This window comes from Nocardia sp. JCM 34519.1 (genome assembly GCF_020361265.1).
In the GTDB taxonomy this organism is placed as follows: Bacteria; Actinomycetota; Actinomycetes; order Mycobacteriales; family Mycobacteriaceae; genus Nocardia; species Nocardia arthritidis_A.
Genome location: NZ_JAIRBR010000004.1, coordinates 76,252 through 102,613, shown reverse-complemented (window position 1 = coordinate 102,613; position 26,362 = coordinate 76,252). Strand labels below are relative to the sequence as shown.

Below are 26,362 nucleotides of genomic sequence, written 5' to 3'. Positions count from 1 at the left end.
GCCTGCGGGACGGGGCGACGCTCGCCCAGCGGCCCGCCAACCCGGCGACGGTCGGGGATTCGAACACCATGCGGATCGGCAACTCGACGCCGAGCTCAACCCGTATCCGCCCGATCAACCTGGTCGCGAGCAACGAATGCCCGCCGAGCAGAAAGAAGTCGTCATCGATGCCGACCTTGTCGATGCCGAGCACCTCACCGAACAACCCCGCCAAAGACCGCTCCAGCCGATCGCGCGGTGCCCGATACCGCGTCGCCGCCGCGAAATCCGGATCCGGCAATGCCTTCCGATCGAGCTTGCCGTTCAACGTCAACGGAAGCGCGTCGATCACCATCACCAACGCGGGCACCATGTAATCCGGCAACAGTCCACCAACGAACCTACGCACCTCGTTCCCGTCCAGCGCGGTGCTATCCGACGCACTGGCATCGAGCACAACGCCCTTCGACCCGGCGCTACCCGGCACAGCACCACCCGCCACGTCGCCCCGCACCAACCTGTCCCGCTCAGTGCCATCCCGCACGGCGGATCCCGGTGTAATGCGCTGCGGCACAATGCTATTCACCGAAGCATCACCCGAAACACCACGATCCGGCACGGCACCACCTACCGCGTCGCCCTGCGGCACCTTGTCCGGCTCAATGTCATCCAGCGCGGCAGCGCCGGGTGCAATGCTTTGCGGCACACCCCGATCCACCGAAGCACTACTCGGCGCGCTGCGATCCGGCACGACACCACCCGTCGCATCGCCTTGCGCCAACCTGTCCGACTCAAGGTCATCCAGCGCGGCGGCGCCGGATGCAACGCTTTGCGGCACACAGTGGTCCGCCGCAGGACCATTCGGCCCGGCCCTGCCCGGCGCAGCGCTATTCGGCACGACGGTGCAGGGTGCGATGCTGTGCGGCGCACTGTGATTCGCCGCGGCAGCATTCGGCCCGGCGCTACCCGACGCAGCGTCATCCAGCACGGCGAGACCCGGTGTAATCACCTGCGGCGCAATGCGATCCGCCGTAGTACCGTTCGCCGTGGAGTTGCTCGGTTCGGCTGCGTGCGGCACTACGTAGCCGATCAAGCGTTTGCCGCCCGCGAATTCGCGTGCGACGACGGCGGCTTGGGCTACCGCGGGGTGGGCTGCCATGGCCGCTTCGATCTCGCCCAGTTCGATGCGGTAGCCGCGGATCTTTACTTGGTCGTCGACGCGGCCCGCGTATTCGAGGTCGCCCGTTCGGGTCCAGCGCACCAGGTCGCCGGTGCGGTAGAGGCGGCCGTTCGAGGCGAAGGGGTCGGCGATGAAACGCGCCGCGGTGAGGGCGGGTCTGCCGAGGTAGCCGCGGGCGAGACCGGCGCCCGCGATGTACAGCTCGCCGATGACGCCGGGCGGGACCGGCCGCAGCCACGGGTCCAGTACGTACATGCGGGCGTTGGCCAGCGGCCGCCCGATCGGCACCGATTCGCCGGGCGCGACGCCCTCGATGTTTTCCGGGACCGGATACGCAGTCGTGTAGAACGCCTCCGTCGGCCCATAGCCGTTGACCACCTGGACGCCGGGGATACGGGCCCTGGTGCGCTCGATCATCGCCGGCGTGAGCGGCTCGCCGCCGAGCACGATCGTGTCCGCGACGATCGTGGTGCGCGCATGCTCCAGCACTTCCTCGAAGGCCGATGGCACCCCGGTGAGCACGCAGCCGGACCACCGTTCGAACTCACTCAGCGCGAGCGCATCGCGCACCACCTCGGCGGTGCCGCCGACACTGAGCACGGTGAAGATCTCGAATACCGAGACATCGAACGACACCGAGGTGGCGGCCAGCGAACGCGGCGCGACCCGGTCACCGAGCAGTGCGGCCATCGCGACAGCACCGTTGACCATATTGCGGTGCGTGGTGGCGATACCCTTCGGCCGACCGGTCGAGCCGGAGGTGTACACCAGGTACGCCATGTTCTCGGGGCGCGGGCCGACGCCCATTGTGCCGCCGCGGTTTTCGTCGTCGCGGCCCCCATCGGCGTCTTCGATGAACAGATACGGCACGTCGGTGTCGGGCAGGAGAGTCACCGTCTCGCGGTCGGTGAGCATCGCTACCGGTGCGGCGTCGAGGAGCATGAAACGCACTCGGTCCGGTGGGTAGCCGGGGTCGATCGGGACGTAGGCGCCGCCCGCGTCGAGGATCGCGAGGATCGCGACCACGAGTCGCGCCGTTCTCGGCAGTGCCAGCGCCACTCGGCGCTCGGGTCCGACGCCGTGGCGGATCAGCCAGTGCGCCAACAGTTTTGCCTGCGTGTGCAGTTCCAGGTAGGTCAGTTCGACCTCGCCGCAGACCACGGCGATCGCGTCCGGAGTCGCGGCGACTTGGCGTTCGAACAGCTCCGGGTAGGTCAGTGGCGGAAGCGGCACCGCGGTGTCGTTGCGTTCGCGGAGCAGGGCGCGTTCGCTCGGATCCAGGGTGTCCACCCGGCTGACCGGCAGGTGCGGGTCGGCGGCGAATTGGGTGAGGACTCGCGTGATCCGGTCCGCGATCCCTCGGGCGGCGCGCTCGTCGAACAGGTTCTCCCGGTATTGCAGGACGATGCGCAGGTAGGGCGCCGCATCGGCGACCACCATCAGCGGATAGTGGGTTCCGGTTCGCGAACGCAGACCGGTGATCGCGATATCCGCCGCCGCATGCGCGTCGGTGAGACCCGACCGGTCGACAGGGAAGGATTCGAAAACCACCAGGGTGTCGAACAGATTGCCCAACCCGGCCGCCTGCTGGATATCGGCGAGCCCATGCTGATGGTGATCCATCAGGACCGCCTGCCGGTGTTGCAGACCGGTAAGCAGTTGCGCGAGCGTCTGACCGGGCTCGTAGCGCACCCGCACCGGCACGGTGTTGATGAACAACCCGACCATGGTGTCGGCGCCCGCGAGGGTGGGCGGTCTACCGGATACGGTGGCGCCGAAGACCACATCACCGCGTCCGGTCAGCTGGCCGAGCACGATGGCCCAGGCACCCTGCACGACGGTATTCGCCGTGACGCCCAATTCCGCTGCCCGCCTTGCCAATTCGCGGGCGACATCGACGGGCAGCCCGACCTCGAGGTGCGCGAGCCGCCCCTGCCCCGCGCCGCCCGCCAGCATGGTCGGCTCGTCCAGCCCGGCCAGTTCGGCGGCCCACGCCCGCGCCGATTTCGCGCGATCCCGCGCGGACAGCCACACCAGGAAATCACGGTACGGGCGCACCCTCGCCAGCCCGGCGGTGTCTCCGCCGGAACCGTAGAGCCGCAACAGATCCTGCATGAGCAACGGCAGCGACCAGCCGTCGAACAGCGCGTGATGGACGCTGAGCACCAACTCCGACCGCACCGGCCCCATCCGGACCAGCGTCATCCGCAGCAGCGGCGGGGCGACGGGATCGAAATGGTCGGCGTGGTCGGCGTCGAGCAGTCGCTCGAACGCGGCGTCGCGCTCCTCGGCGGCGAGGTCAATGAAATCTATTTCCCGCCAAGGTAATTCGACATGCTCCGGCACCAGCTGCACCGGCCCGCCCGCGGCGTCGTGCCCGAATGCGGTGCGCAGGTTGGGGTATCGCCGCAGCAGCGCCCGGCCCGCCGCCCGCATCCGCGCCGGATCGACATCGCCGGACAGGTGGAACACCAGCTGCATGTGGTAGGCGTCGAACGAATCACCGGCCAACGCGGAATGGAACAGCAGGCCCGACTGGGTCGGCGTCACCGGCCAGACGTCGACGAGTCCCGGATGCTCACGCTCCCACGCCTCGATCTCCTGTTGGCCGACCGAAACCAGAGCGAGGTCCGACGGCGTCAGACCGCCTGCGCCGGGGCGCGTCGCGTAGCGGGCGAGTCCGGTCAGCGCCGCGCACCACAGCTCCGCAAGGGCGCGCGCCCTAGGCTCACTCAAAACCCCTGTCGCATAAGCGAATACCGCGGACAGCCGCGGTCCGGAACCGTCATCGGTGACGGCGGCGGCGATCTCCAGCGCGGACATGGCGGGCAGGTCCGGATCCGGGCTCGGCGACCCGACATCGGGTATCGCGCGCCAGCCCGCATCCGACGGTAGATCGGCGGCGGTGAGCTGACCGAGGTAGTTGAAGCCGAGCTGCGGCTGCGGGTACGCGGCGAGTTCGGCCGCCGTCTCCGGATTGAGGTAGCGCAGCAGGCCGTAGCCGATGCCTTTGTCCGGAATCGAAAGCAGCTGTTCCTTCACCGATTTGACGAGCCGGGCCACCGCGTCGCCGCCGGCGAGCACATCGTCGGTCGCGATCTCGCCGACCTCGAGCCGGACCGGGAACATACTGGTCAGCCAGCCGACCGTGCGGGAGAGATCGGCACCGGGCGCCACCTGCTCCTCGCGGCCGTGGCCCTCCAGACGCAGCAGCACCTCGGTGTCGCCGGTGCCCCGCCACGCGCACACCGATACCGCCAGCGCGGCGAGCAGCCCGTCATCGACGCCGCCGTGGAAGGCCGCGGGCAGCGCGGTGAGCAACACCCGCGTCGCCGAGATCGGCAGCTCGACGCGGATCGTGCGCACCGTGGACGAGGTGTCCACCGCCGGGTCGAGCCGCCGCGCGCCGATCAGCGGGTCCGGCCCGTCCAGCACACTCCGCCACATCCCCAGTTCGGCAACCCGTTCGGGCGCGAGCGCCGCATCCGCCAGCGCATGCGCCCAACGCCGCGCCGAGGTCGCCACCCGAGGCAACACGACCGGCAGACCGGCACGCACCCGCTCCCACGCCGCCGCCAGATCCGGCAGCAGAATGCGCCAGGACACCCCGTCGACAACCAGGTGATGCAGCACCAGCCCCAACCAGCCCGGCCCGTCCTCCTGCCGCAGCCAGACGAACCGCGCCATCACACCCGCCTCGGGATCGAGTTGGTCTGCGGCAGTATCGATTTCGGCGCGAATCCGCTCATCCCACGACTGCGCCGGATCCCAGTCGGCACACCACATCAACTGCGCGACATCGACCGAGTCGGGCGGGGCGACAACCAGACCCACACCACCCAACCGCTCCGCATCCCAGTGCACTCGCCCCGTCGACTGCGCAGGATCGACCTCATCCGACGAACGGACAATCAGCCTCTCAGCACCCGACCGCTCCGCGTCCCTGTCGACGCGCCCCATCAACCGCGCAACATCGACCGAGTCGGGCGGGCCGACAGCAAACTCCTCGTCACCCGACTGCTCCGCACCTCCGTCGATGCGCTCGGTCGACCGCGCTGGGCCGATCGGATCCGACGAACCGACAACCAGCCCCTCACCACCCAACCGCTCTGCATCCCCGTCGACGCGTCGCGTGGATCGCCCGAAACCAATCGCATCCGACTCACGCCCCCCATCCCGCGATTGCGTCGCACCCCGGTCGATCGGCCGGATCGGCGGCGCGGGGTCGATCGGATCCGGCGAGTCGACGACGGCGTCGGACCGCCCCGCATCCCCGTCGGCGGACCCCGTCGTCGTATCCGACTGGCCGACAGCTGATTTCGCACCCGGGCCGATGACCAGACGCGATCGCAGTATGTCGTGTCGCTCGACTACGGCCGTCAGGCTGGCGAGCAGACCTTCCATCGTGATGTCCGGCGGCAGGCCGACCACCATCGACATCGCGAACCGGTTGTGGCTGCCGCCGAGTTCGAGCAGATAGTGGGCGGCGGGCGGCAGCGGCAGCCAACCGACGCCACCTTGGTCGAGTTCCGGCAGCACCGGGCGTTCGGCGGTCCGCCCGTCCAGCAGCACGGCGTCGGCCAGTGCGGCTACGGTCCGGCATTCGAAGATCTGGCGGGGCGTGAGGTCGATGCCTAGTGCGCGGGCGCGGGCGACCACCTGGATCGAACGGATGCTGTCTCCGCCGACGGCGAAAAAGTCGTCATCGACACCGATTTCGCCGAGGCCGAGCACCTCGGCGTACACCCCGGCGAGGATCCGTTCCTCGACCGTCTCCGGCGCTCGGTACGGGCCCGCGGCCGAATCCGGCTCGGGCAGCGCCTTGCGGTCCAGCTTGCCGTTCGCCGTCAGCGGCAACCGATCCAGCAGCACGAATGCCGAAGGCACCATGTAGTCGGGCAATCGCGTCGCCACGAAACGCCGCAATTCCGCCGCCGAAACACCGGCGGTCAGGTCGACGTCGCCGAACACGTCCGCGGTGCTCGCGACGATGTATCCGATCAACCGGCTGCCACCGTTCGGGTGCTCCCCCGCGACAACGACGGCCTGCGCCACTCCCGGATGCGCGCTGAGCACCGCCTCGATCTCGCCGGGTTCGATCCGAAAGCCGCGGACCTTCACCTGACTGTCCGCGCGTCCGACATATTCCAGATGACGCTCCGGCAGCCCACCTGCCCCCGTCGAACCGGTTCGCGACACCTGCCCACCCGTCGCCCGGCCATCGCCCCTCATCGAATCGGTTCGCGATACCTGCCCGCTCGTCGCCCGACCACCGCTCCCGGCCGAATCACTCTGCGACACCAGCCCACCCGTCAGCCAACCACCACTCCCGGTCGAATCGCTTTGCAGCACCTGCCCACTCGTCGACCGGTAGTCATCGCTGACCGAATCGCTCTGCAATACTGACCATTTCGCTAGATCACCGGTGCGGTACATGCGCGCGCCCGCGGGGCCGAACGGGTCGGCGACGAAGCGCTCGGCGGTGCGGCCCGCGAGTCCGTAGTAGCCACGGCCGACGAGACCGCCGACGTACAGCTCACCGACGACGCCGGGCGGCACCGGGGCCAAACCCGGTCCGAGCACATATATCCGCATATTGGCCAGCGGTCCGCCGATCGGCGCCGTGACCGTATCGATCGACTCCGGGAGTTCGAACACGCTGGCGTAGAAGGATTCGCTCTGTCCGTACGCGTTGATCAGCCGGGTGCCGGGCAGCGCCGCGCGCACGTCCCGCACCAGCCCGGCCTGCAGTGCCTCGCCCGCGACGACGACGGTATCGACCGCGAGCCGCCCGGGAAGCTGCCCGATCAGCCCGGACAGTACCGACGGCACCGTGCTGAGCACGCCGCCGGTCCAGCTTTCGCGCTCGCCGAGTTCCAGCACATCGCGGACCAGTTCGACGGTCCCGCCCGCGCACAGCGTGGTGAACAGCTCGAATAGCGATACGTCGAAGTTGATCGATGTTCCGGCGCACATCCGGGTCCGCCGGGTGACGCCCACCGCCGAGGTCAGGGCCAGCAGCCCGTTGGTCACGGCCTCGTGGGTGATCGCGACGCCTTTCGGGGTGCCGGTCGAGCCGGATGTGTACATCACGTAGGCGAGGTTTCGCGGCCGGATCAATACCGCAGGCCGGTCCGGCGCGCCGCGCAGTTCGTCCAGCCGCAGCACCGGAATATCACCGGTCGGCAGGGTGGCCGCGGTGTCGCCGTCGCCGAGGATCAGTCGCGGACGCGCCTCGGCCAGCACCTGTTCGAGCCTGCGGCTCGGATATGCCGGGTCGATCGGCACGTAGGCGCCGCCCGTCATCAGCACGGCCAACAGCGCGACCACCAGGTCCGGCGTCCTCGGCAGCGCGACCGCCACCAGCGTTTCCGGACCGATTCCCGTGTCGCGCAATGCATTCGCGACTCGATTCGCCCGCGCGCCGAGTTCGGCGTAGCTGAGTTCGGTTGCGCCGCAAACCAATGCGACTGCACTAGGCGTCTCGGAGACCTGGCGGTCGAACAGATCGACCACCGTGGCCGAGGGCAGCGGCGTATCGGTGTCGTTGTGCACCAACCGATCCCGTTCAGCCGGGTCCATGAGTTCGACCGCGCCGACCCGGATCGCCGGATCGGCAACTACCTGGCGCAGCACACGCAGATATCGGGCGGCGATCAGCTCCGCGGTGCGGTGATCGAACAGATCCGTCGCGTATTCGAGCACGCCCGACGCGCCGCCAGCCGGATCGGGGGTGAGGTTGACGAGCAGGTCGAATTTGGCGGCGACCGGCGGAGTCGGTTCCGGCTCGATCCGCAGACCAGGCAATTCCAGGTCGAGCGGGGCCGTGTTCTGCCAGGCGAACATCACCTGGAACAGCGGGTGATATGCGGTGGACCGCTCCGGATTCAGCAGCTCGACCAGCCGCTCGAATGGCGCGTCCTGATTCTCGTACGCCGCCATCGCCTTGCCGCGCACCTGGTCCAGTAGCTCCGCGAACCGGGGGTTGCCGCCGAGCCCGACCCGCAGCACCCAGGTGTTGACGAAGAAGCCGACCACATCCGCGAGCGCCTCGTCGGTGCGGCCCGCGATGGGCGAGCCGATGGTGATGTCGGTACCCGCCCCCAGTTGATGCAGCAGCACCGAGAGCGCGGACTGCAAAACCATGGACGCCGTCGCGCCCGAGCCGCGCGCGACCACATCCACCGCGGACATCAGCTCCGGTGCGACGGTGAAATGCACCCGACCGCCGCGATGGCTCGCCACCGGCGGCCGGGGCCGGTCCGTCGGCAAGGCAAGCGGCGCAGGGACATCCGCCAGTTCCCGCCGCCAGTAATCGAACTGCGCGGCAAGCAAACTCTCCGGATCGCGCTCGTCGCCGAGCAATTCGGCGTGCCAGAGCGTGTAATCCGCGTATTGCACCGGCAGTTCCGGCCAGTCGGGCGCTCGGCCCGCGCGCCGCGCCACATAGGCGTGGGAGAGGTCGCGGGTCAGCGGGGCGGCCGAGGCGCCGTCGGCGGCGATGTGGTGGATCACCAGCATCAGCACGTGTTCATCGGGCGCGACTCGCAGCAGCTCGGCATAGATGGGAACCCTTGTGTACAAATCCAATTCGTAAGCGGCCAGGGCGGCGACAGCATCCGACAACTCGGCCTCGGATACGGTGCGCACGGTAAGCACCTCGGGCGTCTCGGCGGCGGGCAGCACCCGTTGCGCTGCCGTGCCCGCGGCGTCCTCGACGATCAGCGTGCGCAGGCTCTCATGCCTGCCGACCACATCCTGCAATGCGAAACCCAATGCGGCCGTGTTCAATTCGCCATGCAGCCGGATGGCGAGCAGCAAATTGTAAGTGGCCGAAGGACCTTCGAACCGATCGATGAACCACATCCGCCGCTGCGCGAACGAGAGCGGCACCGTCGGCGGCCTGACCGCACGGACCAACGGCGGCCTCGGCCGCGAGCCGGTGCGCAGCCGGGTCGCCAGCCGCGCCACCGTCGGCGCGTCGAACACGGCCCTGATCGGCACCTCGGCCGCGAGCCGCGCCCGGATCCGGCCGACCAGCCGGGTGGCGAGCAACGAATGGCCGCCGAGTGCGAAGAAGTCGTCATCGATACCGACCCGCTCGACACCCAACACCTCGGCGAAAAGCGTTGCGAGCGCGTGCTCGTCCGGCGTTCGCGGCGCGCGGTATCTCGTGCCGGTGAATTCCGGCGCGGGCAGCGCCCGGCGATCCAGCTTTCCGCTCGGCGTCAGCGGGAAACGGTCCAGGACGACGACCGCCGCGGGCACCAGGTACGCGGGCAGGCGTCCCTCGACGAACCTCCGCAATTCCTCGGCGGATACAGCAGCGCCGACGACCGCGTACCCGATCAGCCGCGCCGCCGTCCCGGTACGATCGGCGACGACGACGGCCTGCCGAACCGAGGGATGTTCAGCGAGCGCCGCCTCGACTTCGGCCGGTTCGACCCGGTAGCCGCGAACCTTGACCTGCGCGTCCGCCCGGCCGACATACTCCAGTACGCCATCGTGCGTTATCGAATCACTTTGCGGTGCCTGACCATCCGTCGCTCGGCCACCATTCCCCATCGAATCACTCTGCGGTGCCTGACCGCCCGTCGCCCGGGCACCATCCCCCATCGAATCGCTCTGCGGTGCACGCCATTTGGCCAGATCCCCGGTGCGATACATGCGCGAACCCGCGGGACCGAACGGGTCGGCGACGAACCGGCTCGCGCTCGTCCCGGCCGCCCGGTGATAACCGCGGCCTATGCTCGCGCCCGCGACATACAACTCCCCGACCACGCCCGGCGGCACCGGACGCAACGCCGGACCGAGCACATACACCCGGACATTGCCCAGAGGACCGCCGATCGGCACATTGCCGTCCGCGGGCGGCAATTCGTTCGCAGGGATCGCAAAGGCGGTGGCATAGAACGACTCACTCTGCCCATACGCGTTGATCAGCCACGCGCCGGGCAATGCGGCGCGCACCCGCGCGGCCAGCGCCGACGACAGCGCCTCACCCGCGAAAACCACCGCATCGGCGGCCACGCGACCGGCCAGCTGCTCGGTGAGTTCACCGAATGCCGAAGGAACAGTGCTGATTACGCCCCCAGACCAACTCTGCCGCTCCCCCAGCACGAGCACATCCCGCACCACCTCGACACAGCCGCCGGTGCTCAGCGTCGTGAACATCTCGAAAACCGACACATCGAAGCCGATCGAGGTGCCCGCCAGCATCCGCCACCCCGCCGCCACCCCAAGCCGCTCGATCAGCCGAGCAATACCATTGACAACGTTGCCGTGAGTGATCGCAACGCCTTTCGGCGTCCCGGTAGACCCGGAGGTGTACATGACATAGGCGAGGTTGTCCGGCCGCGCGCGCCGAACCACATGCGCGCCACCACCATCAGCAGCCCGCACTTCCATCGGATCCGACACCCGGTCGAGCTTGTCGAACGCCGGACTCGGCGCAACCACGCGTGCGCCCGCGCCACCCTCGACCGCCCGCACTCCCGCCGGATCCGACACACCGTCGAACTCCTCGAACGCCGGACTCAGTGCGACCACGCGTGTGTCCGCGCCATCGTCGGCGGACCGCACTCCCGTCGGATCCTGCACCCGGTCAAGCTCGTCGAACGCCGAACTCGGCGCGACCACATGCGCGCCCACACCGCCATCGGCGGGCCGCACTTCCATCGGGTCCGACACCTCGTCGAGCGCGTCGAACGCCGGACTCGGCGCGACCACGTGTGCGCCGGCACCACCGTCGGCACCCTGCACCCCAATGGGATCCGACACTCCGTAGAGCTCGTCGAGCGTCAGCCTCGGTGTATCGGATGGCGGCAGCAACCGCATCGTCCTGGCGTCGGTGAGGATTAGTTGCGGCTGTGCGTCGGTGAGGACGAATTCCAGTCGCGCACCCGGGAATTCGGGGTCGATGGGTAGATACGCGCCGCCCGCGCGCCATACCGCGAGTATGGCGACGACCAGATCCGCCGATCGTGGGAGGGCGATGGCCGTAAGGGTTTCCGGGCGGATGCCGCGTTCGGATAGGTTGTGCGCCAACCAGTTTGAACGCGTGCGCAGCTCGCGGTAGGTCAATGTCGTTGTGCCGTCGGTTACCGCGATCGCGTCGGGGGTTGTGGCGGCCTGCCGCTCAACCAGTTCCGGGATTGTCGAGGCGGAATGCGGTGCCGCGGTGTCGTTGTAGTGCGATAGCAGTTCGTGTTCCGCCGGGGTCAGCAGATCGAAGGTCGCCAGGCGGCGGTCGGGTGGGCCGGCGAGCAGGCGGAGTACCCGCGCGAATCGGGTCGCGATATCGTCGGCGGCGGGGCGGTCGAGCAGAGATCGCTGATACTGCAACGAGATTCGTACATGCGGGTCGGGGGTGGCCACCACCGTCACCGGATAGTGGGTGCCGGTGCGTGGGCGCAGACCGGTGACCTCGATGCCCGCGGCGGCGCGCGCGTCATCGATTCCGATCCGGTCCATCGGATAGGACTCGAAGGCGACCAGGGTGTCGAAGAGGACGCCGAGCCCGGTCCGGTGCTGGATTTCGGCGAGCCCGATGTGGTGGTGTTCCAGCAGCGCGGCCTGCCGGGCCTGCAGCCGGGACAGGAATTCCGCGACGGTGTCGGCGGGCGCGCGGCGCACCCGCACCGGCACGGTGTTGACGAACATGCCGACGATGCCGTCGACGCCCGCGATGGCGGGCGGGCGGCCGGAAACGGTCGCGCCGAACACCACATCGGTGCGGCCGGTCAGCTCGGTGAGCAGCAGACCCCACGCGCCCTGGACGACCGTATTGACCGTCACGCCGAGCTCCGCCGCGCGCACGGCGAGCACCTTGGCCGCCGAGATGGACAGCGGCACATCGACCTGATCGATTCCGGATTCCGCCCGCGCGGATAATCGCGCGGCGAGCAGGGTCGGCTCATCGATGCCGTCCAGCTCGTCGACCCAAACCTGTTCGGAGACAGCGCGATCCTGTTCGGCGAGCCAGGACAGGTAGCTGCGGAAATCTCGCGGTCTCGGCAGCCGGTCCGCACCGGATGCGTAGTGGCTCAACAACTCTCGCAGCAGGATCGACAGGCACCAACCATCGATCAGCAGGTGGTGCGAGGTGAGCACGAGTTCCGCGCGTTCCGGCTCGGTACGCACCAGCGCCAACCGCAGTAGCGGCGGACGGTCGAAGGCGAAGGGGCGGTGCAGATCATCGGTCAGGAACCGGTCGAGGGCGGCGGCGCGCGCCGCATCGGACAGGGTCCGCAGGTCGAGTTCTTGCCACGGCACGGCGACTCCGGCGACGACGAGTTGCACCGGTTCTCCCGTTGCGCCGGTGACGAATCCGGCGCGCAGACCGGCGTGCCGGTCCAGCAGGGCCTGGCCCGCCGCCCGCATCCGGTCCGCGTCGACCCGGCCCGCGAGGTGGATGACCAGTTGCACCCGGTACGGGTCGAAACCCTCGGCCATCGAGGCGTGGAACAGCAGCCCGGATTGCAGTGGCGTCAGCGGCCAGATATCGGCGAGGCCCGGGAACTCGGCCTGCCACGCATCGATCTCCGGCTGTCCGACATCGACAAGCGGGACATCCGACGGGGTGAGGCCACCAGCATCCGAAGAGCGTGCGTGCCTTGCGAATTCGGCCGCCGCCTGCTGCCACAGCCGCGCCAGCTCGTGCACTTCGGCGCGGGACAGCACGCCGCTCGGAAAGCCGAAGGTGACGCGCAGGCGTCGCTCGCCCCGAATATCCATCGCGGCGGCGGTCACATCGATTGCGGACGCGGCGGGCATATTTCGGGCGATCGGGGCCGAAAGTCCTTCGGGCGCAGGCGCCCAGGCGACCTCGCGCATATCGGACGGGAGGCTGCCGAGATAGTTGAAGGAGATTTGGCCCTGCGGGTGCGCCGCGAGCACAGGCCCGGTCTCCGGGTTGAGGTAGCGCAGCAGCCCGTAGCCGATCCCCTTGTCCGGGATCGCGCGCAGTTGTTCCTTCACCGACTTCAACACCGCGCCCGGCCCTGGCGCGGTGGGGATTTCGAGCCGGACCGGATAAACGCTGGTGAACCAGCCGACGGTGCGGGAGAGATCGGCGCCGGGGACGATCTGCTCCTCACGGCCGTGACCTTCGACGCGGATCAGGAGCGAGTCGTCATCGGTATCCCGCCACCGCCGGACCGCGACGGCGAGCGCGGCCAGCATGGCGTCGGCGGCGCCGCAGCGGTATGCGGCGGGTAGGTCGGTGAGCAGTGCCGCGGTGTCGGCGGCGGACAGCTCGACCTGAACGTTGTCGATCGTCGACGTCAGGTCGATGGCGGGGTCGAGCGGCCGCGTGCCGATCAGCGGATCGGGCCCATCGAGAATGCCGCGCCACAGCGATATTTCGGCCATTCGGCCGGGGCGCGCGGCCTCATCGACCAGCGCGTGCGCCCACCGCCGCGCCGATGTCGTCGCGGGCGGCGGCTCGACCCCATCCCATGCGGCCGCGAGATCGGAGAGCAGGATCTGCCACGAAACGACATCGACGACGAGGTGGTGCAGTACCAACAGCAACCGGCCCGGCGCCGCGCTGGCACGGAACTCGACGAGCCGCGCCATCACCCCGGACGCCGGTGCCAATTGTGCTGCGGCAGCGTCTAATTCGCTAATCAGCAGGTGGTCCCACTGCTCGCCCGTCCAGCCGCCGTCCCATTCGACCGTCCGGATCAGGTCGGCCGTATTCGCCACCGGATCGACGACGAGACCGGGCTCGGGTTCGATCACCAGTCGGGTGCGCAGCACACCGTGCCGGTCGAGCACCGCGGTCACCGTCGCCGCGATATCCGCGCCGGGCGGCAGCACCAGCAGCATGCTCTGCGCGAAATCCGCCCAGTCCCCGCCCAATTCGAGCGCGTACCGCGCGACCGGCGACAGCGGCGACCAGCCGGTCGCACCACCCTCGAGTTCGGCCAATCGCGCGGGGCGGTCCGGTTCGGCGATGCCCGCGGCCGCCGCGAGACCGGCGACGGTGCGGTGCTCGAACACCTGGCGGGTGTTGATCGCGATACCGGCGGCCCGCGCTCGAACGGCCACCTGAATGGATCGGATACTTTCCCCGCCGATGGCGAAGAAGTCGTCGTCGACACCGACCCGGTCCAGCCCGAGCACGTCGGCGAAGATCCCGGCGAGCGCCCGCTCGGTCGGCGAAACCGGTTCGCGATACGAGTCGCCCGCCGCATCAGGATCGGGCAGTGCCGCGCGATCCAGCTCCCCGGACGCGGTGACGGGCAACCGGTCGAGCAGCACGATCGCCGAGGGCACCAGATGCGCGGGCAATCGCCGCGCCACCAGCGTCCGGAGATCGGCCGCGGTGAAATCCGCGCTGATGTCCACATCCATGCCGCCCGCGGCGCTCGCCGCCCGCACCGGCACCACATAACCCACCAGCCGCCGGTCCGCACACTCGACCACCGCGGCCGCCGCTACCCCCGGATGCGCACCGAGCACGGCCTCCACCTCGGCCGAAATCCAATCCGCCCGCCCGGCATACGCCAATCGCCCGTCCCGGCCGCACCGCGTGAGCTCACCGGTCCGATACATGCGCCCGCCCACGCCGAACGGATCGGCGACGAACCACCGCGCCGCCCACCCCGGATCCCCCCGATAATTCCGTGCCACCTCACCGGTCAGATACACCTCACCCGCGACCCCCGGCGGCACCGCCGCCAACCCCGGCCCGAGCACCCGCAGCTCCCCGGTCCCAGCACCATCGCCCGGCGGGATGATCTCCGACAGACCGCTATCCCACGCCCCCACTACCGGGCCATCACCCGCACCATCGCGCGGCAAGACGATCCCCAACGAACCGTTATCCCGCGCCCCCACCACTCCACCATCACCCACACCATCGCCCGGCAAAACGACCTCCGACCGACCGCTACCCCACGCCCCCACCACTCGACCATCACCCGGCAAGACGATCCCCAACGAACCGTTATCCAGCGCCCCGACCGCTGCACCATCGCCCGGCGAGACGATCTCCGACCGACCGCTATCCGACGCCCCCAACACCCCACCGAGCACCCGGCCACCATCACCCACACCATCGCCCGGCAAAACGACCTCCGACCGACCGCTGTCACCCGCCCCCACCATTCGACCGGCCACCTGGACACCGTCACGCGATATGTCCCGAACAACGTCTTCGCCGAGTTCGCTACCGCCAGCAACCTGGCGACCATCGCGCAGTGTGCGCCAAAAACCTTGTGTCGCAATGTCTCCAGGGACGACACCAGCGTGAGAACTGAACGTCGCCCCGGCATCCACCACCCCATCGAACGGCCGGATCGCACCGATCGCCCGCGCCGGATCGGCGAGCACCTGCCGGACGACCCGACCGAACCAGTCCGCGATGCGCGCAACTGTGTCGCGGTCGAAGAGGTCGGTGGCGTATTCGATGCTGCCGCGCAGTCCGCCACCGAGTTCGGGGCTCACCGTGAACGACAGGTCGAATTTGGCGGTACCGGTCGGGACGAGATTCCATTCCGCCCGCACGCCGCCGAGGTCGAAGCCCGGCAATTCGGCCTGCCAGGTGAACATCACCTGGCACAGCGGGTGATACGCCAGCGAGCGATCGGGGTTGACCAGTTCGACGACGCGGTCGAACGGTGCGTCCTGATTGTCGTACGCGGCCAACGCTTTATCGCGTACCTGCGCGAGCACCTGCTCGAACGGCAGCCCGGCGCTCAGCCGTACCCGCAGCACCCAGGTGTTGACGAAGAGCCCGACCAGATCCGCCAACGCCTCGTCGGTGCGTCCCGCGACGGGTGCGCCGATGGTGATGTCGGCGCCGCCGCCCAGGTGGTAGAGCAGCACGGCCAGGGCGGCCTGTAAGACCATCGACTCGGTGCCGCCGCGCGCACCTGCGAGTTCGGTCAACCGGGCACGCAGCTCGGGTTCCAGGACGAAGTCGAGTACGTCGCCGCGATGGCTCGGCGCGGAGGGTCGCGGACGGTCGGTGGGCAGCCGCAGCGGCCCGCGCACACCGGCCAATTCGCGCCGCCAGTAACCGAGCTGACGTCCGATGAGACTGTCGGCATCGGACGCTGCGGCCATCAATTCGTATTGCCAGAGCGTGTAGTCGGCGTACTGCACCGGAAGATCGGCCCACTCCGGTGCGCGACCGTCCCGCCGCGCCGCGTAGGCGATCGACAGGTCCCGGCCGAGCGGCACAACGGATTCCCCGTCGGCGGCGATATGGTGCAGCACCAGCACCAGCAGGTATTCGGCGTCGACCAGGAACACCTCCGCCCGCACCGGCAGGTCGGCGGTGAGATCGAATACCCTGCGCGCGGATTCGGCCACCGCCGCGGCCACCGACTCCGGCGGCACCGCGATCACGGGCGCCTCGAGCGCATCCACCGCGACCACGTGCTGGTAGGCGATGCCATCGGCATCCTCGGCGACGAGCGTGCGCAGCGCCTCGTGCCTGTCGACCACATCTCGCAGCGCGGCGGCGAGCACCGCCGGATCCAACGCCCCCGCGAGACGGAATACCGCGGGCACGTTGTAGGTGGCGGACGGCTCCAGCCGGTGCAGGAACCACAACCGCCGCTGGGCGAACGAGAGCGGTATTCGCTCCGGCCGCGCAACCGGTTTCAGCGCGGGACGTCCGCCCTTGCCGATGACCAGCCGCCGCGCCAGTTCGGCGACCTTTGGCGCGTCGAAGACCGCACCGATCGAGATCTCGGCGCCGAGTTCGGCGCGCAACTGGTTGACCAGCCGCAGGGCGAGCAGCGAATTCCCGCCGAGCGCAAAGAAATTGTCGTCGACGCCGACCGGATCGGCGCCGGTGAGTTCGGCGTACAGCCGCGCGAGCACCTGCTCGTTCCTGGTGCGTGGCGGCCGGTACTCGGTGCTGGCAAGCTGGGGTTCCGGCAGCGCGGTCCGATCGAGTTTTCCATTGGCGCTGACGGGCAACCGGTCGAGCAACCCGTACGCCGCGGGCACCATGAACTCCGGCAGCCGTCGCGCGACGTGCGCGCGCAGCTCGGCGATGGTGACATCGCCCGCGGTGGCCACATACGCGACAAGCTGTCGCCCGCCGCCCGCCGGATCGGCGCGCGTCACCACCCCGGCGCCCGCGACGGCCGGATGCGTCCGCAACACCGCCTCGACCTCGCCCGGTTCGATGCGGAAGCCGCGAATCTTGACCTGCTCGTCCGCGCGACCGAGGAAGACCAGCGCACCGGGCGGGGTGAGCGCGACGATATCGCCGGTGCGGTACATCCGCCCGCCCGCCGGACCCCACGGGCAGGCGATGAATCGCTCGGTGGTGAGCCCGGGCCTGCCGAGATAACCGCGGGCCACACCGGAACCGGCCACGTACAGCTCGCCCGGCTGCCCGGGCGGCACCGGTTGCAGCACCTGATCGAGCACGAAGACCCGCATGTTGTCGTAGGGCCGCCCGATCGGCAGCTCGTCTCCGGCCGGCTCGGCGGTGACGACATGCGTTGTCGCGCCGACGGTGGTCTCGGTGGGTCCGTAGACGTTGAAGAACGTTATGTCCGGACAGGCGCGCATGGCGCGCGAGATGGTCGCGGGCCGCACCCGCTCGCCGCCGGTCACCACCCTGGCCAGCCCGGTCAGGCAGTGCGGATCCGCGTCGACCAGCAGATCCAACAGCGCGGAGGGCAGGCAGACCGAGGTCAGCCGGTGGCCGGTGACCAGCGCGGCGAGTGCGGCGGTGTCGAGGTCACCCTGCGCCACCACCACGGTGCCGCCGTGGGTCAGCGGCACCCACATTTCGTAGATGGCCGCGTCGAAGGTGTGCGGCGAGCGCAGCAGCACCCGTTCCTGCCCCGCGCGCCAATTCCGGTCCGAGACGAAGTCGACGATGCCGCGATGGGTGACGCCGACGCCTTTGGGCTCCCCTGTCGAACCCGAGGTGAACATGACGCACGCCAGCCGGTCCACCGGCCCGTCGGCGGTATATCCCGCCGAGGGCAGTACGCGCAAATCGTCCAGCGCCACAACCGGATACGCGTCACCGGGCACCTCGGCATGCGCGGACGTCGTCAGGACCAGCACCGGCCGGGCGACGCCGAGCATGGCCGCCACCCGCTCGGCCGGATAACCCGGATCGACGGGCACATACGCGCCGCCCGCCTCCAACACCGCGAGCAGCGCGACAACCAAATCCAGCGATCGCGGCAGGATCACCGCCACCAGCGACTCCGGCCCGACACCGCGCCGCGCCAGCTCGGCGGCCAACCCGCGGGCCCGCGCGACCAACTCCCGATAGGTCAGCGCGGTGGTGCCGGAGACCACGGCGATCGCCGAATCCGGTTGTCGCCGAACCAGATCCGGGACCGAAGCCGTGGGCGTCGGCACCGCTGTCGCGTTCAGCCGGGTCAGCAGATAGTCGGTTTGACCGGAGGTCAGCACCGACAGCCGGGCGACCGGCACATCCGGCCGCTCGACGACCGCGCGGAGGAATCCGGCCAGATCGTCGCAGAGCCTACGCAATTCGGCGGCGCTGTACAGATTCGACGGCGCGTCCATCCGGACCTGGAAATGTTGCGCGCCGTCCCGGTACAGCGAGATCGCCAGTTCGTCGGCAATTCCCCACGGCCCGAGGAACAATCGCGCCGGACTGCCCGCGAAATCCGGCGCCGCGACGAACGGCATCAGGTTGAGCAGCACGCCGAACGGACCGCGCACCGCCGCGGCAGTTCCCGCGCAACGCTGGATGGCGGAGATGTGGTGGTCGGCGTGCGCGAAAACGCGGCGCTGCTCAGCGGCCATCGCCCGCGCGAGCTCGGCGAAAGTCGCCGCGGGCACGACCTTCGCCCGGATCGGAATCAGGTTCAGCGTCAACCCCGGCGTCCGGGCCGCCGCACCGCGCCGGTTCCGGACGCTCATGGTGAACAGCGGTTCGTCGAGGCCGCAGCGCCGCGCGCAGAACAGGGCGACGGCCGCGGACAGCACCGCGGATATGCGCACGCCGATGCGGTCGGCCAACCGCTCCAGCCCGTCCGCCTCGGCCCCCGGCATGGTGACGACGCGGCTGACCATCCCGATCGCGCCCGCCAATTCCGCCCAGGTATCCGCCGGATTCGCACGCCGGTCCGGATCGCGGTCGAGCGATTCGAATATGCCGGTGCGCGGATGCGGCAACCGGGCCGGTGTCGGATCGCCCGCCAGATATTCCTTCCAGAATCGCGCGTCATCGGTGTACCGCGCCGATTCCCGGTACTGGTCGTCCGCCTCGACGAGCGCCGCCGGATCACCGAACCGCGGCGGCGGCACAGCCAGCCCGTCGTGCAGCGCCGTATAAACCTCGGCGATCCGCGACGACAGCATGGTGATGGCGCTGAACCCGTCGGCGGCCAGATGCTGGAAGACCACCACCAGCAGGTGTCGCGTCGGCGCGAGCCGGACCGTGCCGACCCGGTAGAGCGGGTCGTTCGCGAGATCGAACGGCGCGCCGACCAGCTCGTTCAGCGCCGCGAGCGCCGCGGCGTCCGGATCGTCGGCCGAGCCGACATCGATCGCGAACGGCGTCAACCGGCCGGGCGCGCCGATCACCTGGCGCAGCCCGGCCGCGTCCTCCCGGAAGTTGACCAGGACGGCATCGGTCTCCGCGAATACGGTGCGCAGCGCGGCGGAAAGCAGGCCGAGATCGACCGCACCCGATATTTCCCAGAGCAGGGTCGGATTGTTGGAAAACTCCGGCGTCATTTTTTGGGCAAGCCATAAGCCCTGCTGCGCCGACGAAATACCAAACGAACGCAAAGCAGCCGCCCCCTCGTCGTCACAAAGTCCACACGGAGCACATGTGGTCATCAACCACCCTCGCGGCATCGGACAGGCCCGGTCAAGATTGGATCGACGCCGCGACAATTACCGCGCGACCGAATACGAAATCCGGCGCCGACGTCCCGTCAACAGGACATCACCCCGGATGCCGAAGCAGGCGGCAGCAGAACGCAGAACCGGCGCGCGACCAGCGCGGACAGGCATTCGGCCGCCGGGAACCGGGAAAATGAAAATCCGCCCGGACGGCATGCCGCGATAGATAGATCAGATATCCGAAAACCGAGTTTCGGTCACAAAACGCTCCATAAAGGCGGGTTCTCGTGTTACACACTGATGTTCATTTATCTCCGGCCGGAATAGTTATTCGAACGGAGCACGAACTCGACGCCGCGGCGGTGTCGCGATGACGGGAATCCCGGTGGCCGCGCGCGTCGGCGCGCTGGCCCGCAGCGGCCTGTTCCGATTGCTCGCCGAGGGACGCGACCGCGATATCGTCGATCTCGCCCTCGGCGTACCCGGCGCGCCCGCGACCCCACCCGGTCTGGTCGAATCGGCCTGCGCGGCATTGCGCGATGGGGTCAATCAATACGAACTGCCCGACGGCAATCCGGAGCTGCGGCGCCGTATCGCGGCCGAATTGTTCGCGCCGACCGATCCGCACACCGAGCTCACCGTCACCGTCGGCGGCAGCGAGGCCCTCACCTCGGCCGTGCTGGCTACCGTCGACCCCGGCGACGAGGTGATCGTCTTCGAGCCGTTCTACGAGAATTTCCTCAGCGCGATCGCCCTCGCGGGCGGCATTCCCCGGCCGGTGGCCGTGCGCGCCCCCGACTGGCGGTACGACGCGGCCGAACTGCGCGCGGCATTCGGCCCGCGCACCAGGGCCATCCTGTTGTGCACACCGAACAACCCCACCGGTCACCTGCTGACCCGATCGGAGTTCAGAGAGATCGCGCTGCTGTGTGAACGCTGGAACGTCATCGCGATCTCCGACGAGATCTACTCGGCCTACGTCTACGACGGGAACCGGCACGTATCGGCGGCCGACATTCCCGGGCTGCGCGAGCGCGGCATAGTCATCGGCAGCCTGTCCAAGAGCCATGCGGTCAGCGGCTGGCGGATCGGTTATCTGCGCGCCGCTGCCGCGCTGACCGAGCCGATCCGGCGGGTGCACGCGGCGGTGTGCGGCGGTGCGGCCGCCCCATTGCAGGAGGCGGCGGCCCGCGCGGCGGCCGAATCCGATTTCTGGCGGCCGACCGATCTGAGCGCCCAGCGGGATATGGCCGTGTCGATATTCGACGAGTTCGGCTTCCGCTGCATACCGCCGGACGGCGGCTGCTACACGATGGCGGATATCCGGGAGTTCACCGGTGACGATTGTGAGTCGCTCGCCTATCGACTCGTCCGGGAGACCGGGGTGATGGTCGCCCCGGGACAGTTCTTCTACTCGGCGCCCGGGGCGGGCGGTCACCTGGTTCGCATCGCATTCAATCGACACCCGGCGGTCCTCGACGAGGCGCGCAGGCGGCTGAGCGCCCATCGCAGCGGCACCTTGGGCGACCTGGCAGACCTGGCGACAGACTGAGCGGTCGACCAGCAATCCGGCGAACCATCCCGGCCCGTATAGCGATAGGCAATTATTCGGGCCGTACGCGAATCCGGCGTGCCGGACACGGGTACGACAGGTAACCCGGGAGACCTACCGCGACGCCATCCATGGCGCCATCAAATGGTGCCATTTGGACCGACCGGAAATCGTCCGACGCCGGGACGGTATTCACGTCGACGGATCATCGGATTGCCCCACGAAATATGTCCGGCCACTATCGCCACGGCTGAATCGCTCATAAGTACGTCATACGAGTCATGCATATCGAAGCACTCGGTATCGCACCTGGAACTTCGGCGCACCTCAACGCACTCGAGGGCCACTACGACGGCAAGTCGGACATTCGCCGCCGAATCCATCACCGCCCACCGGTCGGCCCATTTCCCGAACGAACGCGACGCGGCGATACGCCGGAACATCGGGACGCCGGCGGCACGCCTTTTATTAACAGCACAAAATATAACCATCGACCCGATTGCCCGAATTGCCGGAAAAATACTGCTCGGGAATTTCGGATCGCCGTAGCGAAGGTATTCGCTACAAATAAAATCATCGAACTCTCGAATATCGGCAGGAGATGGCAAATAGATGCTTTTCAATCGGTGTACATTCGGCCAACATTCGGCTACAACAGAGAAGTCGATGCCACACCGAAACCCTGTCCGATATGTCCAATTGCCGGACAAAGTGCGTCAATAGGCATTGCCAACTGGAATCACTCGCACCCGACATCTACACCGCGTGTACCTCGCCGATCTACCGAACCAACTGGTCTTATATATGGATACATCGGCTGGTACGAAATCAACTCGTGCGCGATGGGATCGACAAGAGATCATCAATTCGCGCCATGACGGCCGCCGTTGTGCAATATCATGACGGTCAACCCCCAAGAAAACTGGGGTGAGGGCGATGGCCAGCAAATGTTATTTTCACCTGTGGGGAGGGGCCAGCCGATGTCCATCAGTGCGGAAGTCACAAAGGATGCCAGCGTCCCGGCGCTTATTCAGGAGACCGAGCATGGGCGTCACTGGTCGGCGTCTAATCGACGCTCGCCCAGACCCATTGCACGGTCGACGAGTCCGGGCAGAGTCCGTAGACAACCACCGAATGGGACAGGCACGTAACTATCGCGGTTTTGGAGTTCGAACTATGAAAACGGTTGGCAGTGACTCGGCACATGTGACACCCACGGAAACCACCTCCGATCTGAACACGACCGAACAGGGTAACCATCAAATCCTGATGACCAGGGTCGGCCTGCAGATCAACAAACGGCTGACCTTCGAGACCTGGGAGCGAGCGGGCGTACGGCTGTCCGGTGTCGTCGACTCTTCTACCTGGTGCCTCGGCGATTGGCTCGTCTACGGCAAGCACTACTTCCCGGACCGATACCATCGCGCGATCCGCGCGGCCGGTCTGCAGTACCAGACATTGCGCAACTATGCATGGGTTTCTCGCCGATTCCCGCTGGAACGCAGGCGGCCCCAGCTGAGTTTCCAACACCATGCGGAAGTCGCCTCGCTGCCCATCGAGGAACAGGATTGGTGGCTGGACCGCGCCGAACAGGGTATGTGGACGACGAAGCAGCTGCGCAATCACATCCGGGACGAGCAGAACGGAATTGAACAAAAGGAAAATAAAAAGGATCAGATCGGCGTCGCAATAGCGCATATCCCGATCGCGAGTAGCAGACTGCGACCATGGCGTAAAGCCGCCGAATATATGGGCATCGATTTCGATGAATGGGTGATGATGGTCCTCGATCGCGCCGCCGAGCAAACCTTCGACCAGCACGCCGCCGTCATTCCGGGCTGACCCGCCGACCGGGCTGGTGCCCGCGGCATTATGGTGACTGCCATAGTCCGCCGGCGGGCACCGGCTCGGCGGCGGGTCCGCGCGAAGTGCCTTGTCGGCCAGCGGGAGTCGCATTGTCCCGTCACCAGGACGCGAATCCCAGCTATCTCCCAGGTTCCGGTAGTTCGGCCATCATTCGCGCGGTCTCGCGATGCCTGGAACATTCCCGCTCGGCGAATGCGCAGCGCACCCGCTCCCTGACCTCCGGCCGCTGTTCCTGGCTCAGCTTGAACATGCTCTCCACCGCGGTCACCGCGATCCGGTAGGCCCCGACCCCCGGCAGCAGCTGCCGGAAATAGCCCTGCGAATCCGACATATCCCAACCGGACCCGAATTCCCCCTCGAATGCGCGCACGGTGGCCCGCACCACCGCGAGTGTCGCCTCCGGATCGGGCATTTTGGTGACCGTGCCGCGCACGTGGACGGCGGTGAAATTCCAGGTCGGCGCGGCGGGCGTGATGTCGTAGATGGTCGGCGTCACGTATGCGTGCGGCCCGGTGAACACCGCGAGCACCGGATCGCCGGTCCGCAGCGCGGCCCAGTGCGGATTCGCCCGGTTCATATGCCCGAGCAGGGTGGCGCCCGCCCCGATCGCCATCGCGCATTCCGGATCCGGAATTATCGGCACGTGGGTGGCGTGCGGGCCGTCGGCTCCGCCGTTGCTCGTCAGCAGAGCAAGCGGATTGCGCCTGATCAGCTCGGCCGTCCACGAATCATCCGGTGCGCGATAGAGATCGGGTACGAACATCCGAATTCCGCCGTTCCCTAGCGGCCGCGGCGGCTGACCGCGGCCGTCATCCGTTCGAATCGAGTTGGGGCGGGCGCGGTCGCGCCGCGACCCGGCCACCAGGCCCGGCGGCCGATCAGCGCGGTCAACGCCGGGGTCCAGAACAGCGCCATGACGAATGCGGAGATCGCGATGCCGACCGAGATGGCGAAACCCATCTCCGAGAGTGCGATATTGCCCGCGAGCGTCATCGAGGCAAAGGTGCCCGCCAGCACGAGCCCGGCCGCCGCGATGGTCGGCCCGGTGTGCCGAACCGCAAGGGCCGCTGCCTGTTTCGGCTCATAACCGGACCGCGCCTCCTCGCGCAGCCTGGCCACCATGAGGATGTTGTAGTCGGTGCCGAGCGCGACGACGAACAGATACATGATCACCGGCAGCGTGAAGACGACGCCGACCTCGTGGCGCAACTGCTGGAACACCAGCACCGCGGCGCCGAGGGTGGCCACGAAGCCGAGCAGCACCGAAAGCATCAGATACCACGGCGCGACCAGGCTGCGCAGCAGCAGCCCGAGCACGACCATGATCAGCACGGCGGCCACCGGGAAGACGAGCGCGTAATCGTGGTTCATCGCGTCCCGGAAATCGACGAACACCGCGGTCGCGCCGCCGATCAGCGCCGTTGTTCCCGGCGGGGCCGCCGCCCTGGCGGCATCGCGCAGCGGACCGCGCACGGTGGCGAGCGCGGCATCCGATTCCGCCGCCGACTTCAGCGTCACCCGGAAATCGGCGACCAGATTGTCCGGGGACAGCAGCGGTTCGGACACCTGCCCGACCCCGTCCACCCCGGCGAGCGCCCCGCGAAAAGCGTTGAGCTGCTCGGGATTCAGCCTGGTCTGCGACCGCAGCAGCACATCGCTCGGCCGGGCGGCGCCCGCGGGCAGCCCCTTGAGCATTTCCTTGCTGTAGACGACGGATTCGGCGGCGTTCGAGGTCGAGCCGGAGGTGAGGTCGAAGGTCGGGTTGAAGCCGAGGGCGAACAGTCCGAGCACAACCAGCAGCCCACCGGATATCGCGGCGAACACCGCGGGCCGCCGGCCGAGCGCACCACCGATCCTGGCGAATACCGCGCCCTTCGGCTCGTGCCGCCATGCCTTCGACGGCCAGAAAACCTTGGTGCCCAACAGCGAACCGAGCGCGGGCACCACCGTCAGCCCGGTCAGCAGCGTCACCGCGATGGCGATGGCCAGCGCCGGACCCAGCGAGCGGAACAGCCCGAAGGTGGACAGGGTCAGCGCGAGGAATGCGATGATCACCGCGGCCGCGGCCGAGGTGATCGCCTCGCCGACCCGGGTAACGGCGCTGACCATCGCGGTCTTCGGATCCTCACCGGCGCGCAGCCGCTCCCGGTACCGGAACATCAGGAACAGGATGTAGTCGGTGCCGATACCGAACAGCACCACGACCAGCATCGAGGTGACCGAGCTGTCGATCTTGAGGTCGAAGGCCTTGTTCACCATCGCGACCAGCCCGTTCACCATGGCGTAGATCGCGCCGACGACGATGATCGGCAGCAGCGCGATCACCGGGCTGCGGAAGATGACCAGCAACAGCACCAAGATCAGCGTGATGGTGGCGATGCCGATGACGGCGAGACCCTTCGACGCGGACTTCTGTGCGTCCAGGCTGGACGCCGCGGGCCCGGTGACGCCCGCCTTCAGCGCGGTACCCGACACCTTGGGGCCGAGCGCGTCGCGCAGCGCGTTGATCGCGTCGCGCTGTCTGGCGTCGCCGACGCCGGTGTCCTTGGCCAGCTGCACGCCCGCGACCTGGATCAACCGGTTGTCCGACGGTTTGCCCGCCGCGACGGCGGTGACGTTCGGCAGGTGCGCGTCGTTCAGCTGCGTCGCGATGGCGCCGACCGTCGCGATATCGCCATCGTTGAGCGGTGCGCCGTCACCCCGCTCGAATACCACGAGCGCGCCGGGCGCCGCATTGTTCGGAAAGGCCTGCTGCTGCAGCTGTGCGGCCTGGATCGATTCGTAACGGTTCGGTAGGAAGGCGGATTGGTCGGTGGTCGAGGTGAGCTTCGGTGCCGTGGCGACCACCGCGAACACGATGACCAACCACGTGCCGATGGTCAGCCACGGATGGCGGACGACCAGGGATCCCAGACGGGCGAACATCGGATTCCTTTCCAGAACTCTGCGGCTATCGACGGATTCGGGCCGGA

General features: G+C 68.2%; 5 protein-coding genes and 1 pseudogene. 2 read left to right on the top strand and 4 right to left on the bottom strand.

The features are described from left to right. Positions 1–43 precede the first annotated feature (43 nt). Positions 44–19,966 (bottom strand): annotated as a pseudogene (locus tag LGY53_RS12585) (amino acid adenylation domain-containing protein); the annotation flags it as partial. A gap of 376 nt (positions 19,967–20,342) precedes the next feature. On the opposite strand from LGY53_RS12585, the gene LGY53_RS12580 reads away from it, so the two are divergent. Next, complete coding sequence (locus LGY53_RS12580) at positions 20,343–21,524, top strand: pyridoxal phosphate-dependent aminotransferase (RefSeq protein ID WP_225726859.1); 1,182 nt, start codon at positions 20,343–20,345, stop codon at positions 21,522–21,524. A 140-nt stretch (positions 21,525–21,664) separates the two neighbouring features. Here LGY53_RS12580 and LGY53_RS12575 read toward each other — a convergent pair whose 3' ends face one another. Next, on the bottom strand, positions 21,665–22,147 hold the full coding sequence (locus tag LGY53_RS12575; RefSeq protein WP_225726858.1) for a hypothetical protein: 483 nt from the start codon (positions 22,145–22,147) through the stop codon (positions 21,665–21,667). A 583-nt stretch (positions 22,148–22,730) separates the two neighbouring features. Between LGY53_RS12575 and LGY53_RS12570 the strand changes: the two genes are divergently transcribed. Then, complete coding sequence (locus LGY53_RS12570) at positions 22,731–23,366, top strand: LmbU family transcriptional regulator (RefSeq protein WP_225726857.1); 636 nt, start codon at positions 22,731–22,733, stop codon at positions 23,364–23,366. A gap of 142 nt (positions 23,367–23,508) precedes the next feature. Here LGY53_RS12570 and LGY53_RS12565 read toward each other — a convergent pair whose 3' ends face one another. Both LGY53_RS12565 and LGY53_RS12560 read right to left on the bottom strand, forming a co-directional pair. Next, positions 23,509–24,153: an FMN-binding negative transcriptional regulator gene (locus LGY53_RS12565; RefSeq protein ID WP_225726856.1), complete on the bottom strand. Its 645-nt coding sequence runs from the start codon at positions 24,151–24,153 to the stop codon at positions 23,509–23,511. Between the two features lie 17 nt (positions 24,154–24,170). Further along, positions 24,171–26,315 (bottom strand): MMPL family transporter, encoded by a 2,145-nt coding sequence (locus tag LGY53_RS12560; protein ID WP_225726855.1) that lies wholly within the window; start codon positions 26,313–26,315, stop codon positions 24,171–24,173. Between the last annotated feature and the right edge of the window lie 47 nt (positions 26,316–26,362).